Below are 1926 nucleotides of genomic sequence, written 5' to 3'. Positions count from 1 at the left end.
GAAGGCATAGAAGCGCCGCATCCCCGGGAAGTTGTCGTCCCACGTCACCTCGACCCCGTTCTCCTCCAGCCGTGCGGCGACAGAGTCAAGATCGCTCATCAGGATGCCCGGATGTGCTTTGGCGGCAGGGCGGAACTCTTGCTCGACACCGAGGTGGACCTCAAGTCCACCTCCGCGAAACCAGCACCCTCCGCGCGCAGCCAGGACAGGCGGCTTCTCCAGTTCATCGAAGCCGAGGATGTTTCCCCAGAACTCTTGGCAACGGTCCTCAGCGCCCGCTGGAATCGCCAGTTGGATGTGGTGCAGTCCAAGGAAAGCCCTCGCCGGTGCGTAGTCCACGTGTTTGACCTCTCGTCCCAAGTCTTGGTCTTGAATGTATCGCTGACCCCGGCCTTTACTGAGGGCGGCGACGGCGTCGCTTTGTGAGGTGAGTCGGTGACGGTCCTCGGGTACGACGCTGGGCCGGCTGGCGCTGCCAGACTGTGGTTCTCCGGGTGGTGAGGGTTGTGGGCGGATGGTGCTCAGGCGGCACGACCCCGAACGCCAGCAGCACCCCGAGAGCGTGTCAAGTTTTCTGTGTGAGGAATCGGCCTCTTCTCTCGATTTCTAGGGTTAGAGGTGGGGGTTGATGCGGTCGGGGTAGGCGATGGCGAGTTGGGCCAGGGCCTGCTTCCAGTTCGTTACGACGAGCCCTTCGACCAGGCGTGGGGCGGCCTTGCGCTCGGCGGCGGGACGTCCCTTCTCCTTGGCCCGTTCACGGGCTCGCTTGTCCTCGATGTTGCAGATCGCCAGCCACAGCAGCTTGATGACCGAGTCGTCGTTGGGGAAGTGGCCGCGGTTCTTGGTGACCTTCCTGAGTTGGTAGTTCAGCGACTCGATGCTGTTGGTCGTGTAGATCACCCGACGCAGCTCGGGCGGGAAGGCCAGGAACGGGATGAACCGCTCCCACGCCGCACGCCAGGTCGCGACCGCGTGGGGGTACTTGGCGCCCCACGCTCCGGCGGCGAAGGCGTCGAGCGCCTCCTCGGCCGTCTGCGCCGATACGGCCGTGTAGACCGGCTTCAACGCGGCGGCGACGGCCTTCCTGTCCTGGTAGGAGACGAAACGCATCGAGGCTCGGATCAGGTGCACGGTGCAGGTCTGCACGGTCGCGGCCGGCCAGGTCGCCTCGATCGCGTCCGGGAGGCCGGTGAGGCCGTCGCAGCACACGATGAGGACGTCACGGATCCCGCGGTTGGCCAGGTCCGCGCACACCCCGGCCCAGAACTTCGCGCCCTCGGTGTGCTGGAGCCAGATCCCGAGCACGTGCTTGATGCCGTCCATGTCGACGCCGACGGCGATGTGGGCGGCCTTGTTCCGCACGTGCGCGCCGTCGCGGACCTTCACGATGATGGCGTCGAGGTAGATCACCGGGTACAGCGCATCGAGCGGGCGGGCCTGCCAGGTGAGGATCTCCTCGCAGACCGCGTCGGTGATGTTGCTGATCGTCTCGTGGGACAGCTCGGTGCCGAGCGTGGCTTCGAGGTGGTCGGCGATGTCACGCACGGTCATCCCGCCCGCGTAGAGGCTGATGATCATGTCGTCGAGCCCGCCGAGCCGCCGCAGGCCTTTGGGGACCAGCCGCGGGGTGAAGGTGCCGTCACGATCCCGCGGGACCGCGAGGTCGACGTCACCGGCCGCGGTGGCCAGCGTCTTCGGGGTCGTGCCGTTGCGGGCGTTCGGGAACGCCGCAGCGTCGGGAGCGCCCTTCTCATAGCCCAGGTGGTCACTCAACTCCACTTGCAGGCCCCGCTCGAGGCTGGCCTTGATCAGCTCGTTGACGAACCCGCCGTCGCCTGTCAGGTCGAGCTCGCCGCCGTCGATCTTGGCGAACAGCCCGTCCAGCGCGCCCGAGGCGGCCAGCTCGCCGACCGCCGCCCGGGCCGG

2 protein-coding genes are annotated in these 1926 nt (G+C 67.0%); one reads left to right on the top strand and one right to left on the bottom strand.

The window, feature by feature from the left end; all coding sequences use genetic code 11:
* Positions 1-138 precede the first annotated feature (138 nt).
* A complete protein-coding gene (locus VGC18_RS04625; RefSeq protein WP_331094705.1) occupies positions 139-426 on the top strand; it encodes a hypothetical protein in 288 nt (95 codons plus the stop codon).
* Positions 427-612: 186 nt separating this feature from the next.
* Here VGC18_RS04625 and VGC18_RS04620 read toward each other — a convergent pair whose 3' ends face one another.
* The gene (locus VGC18_RS04620) at positions 613-1902 is read right to left on the bottom strand and encodes an IS256 family transposase (protein ID WP_331094707.1); all 1290 of its coding nucleotides are present in this window, start codon (positions 1900-1902) and stop codon (positions 613-615) included.
* Positions 1903-1926: the final 24 nt, after the last annotated feature.

The sequence above is a fragment of the Lacisediminihabitans sp. genome, from assembly GCF_036404185.1.
GTDB lineage: Bacteria > Actinomycetota > Actinomycetes > Actinomycetales > Microbacteriaceae > Lacisediminihabitans.
Note: the sequence above shows the minus strand (reverse complement) of the source record. Positions and strands in the feature narration are given on the sequence as shown.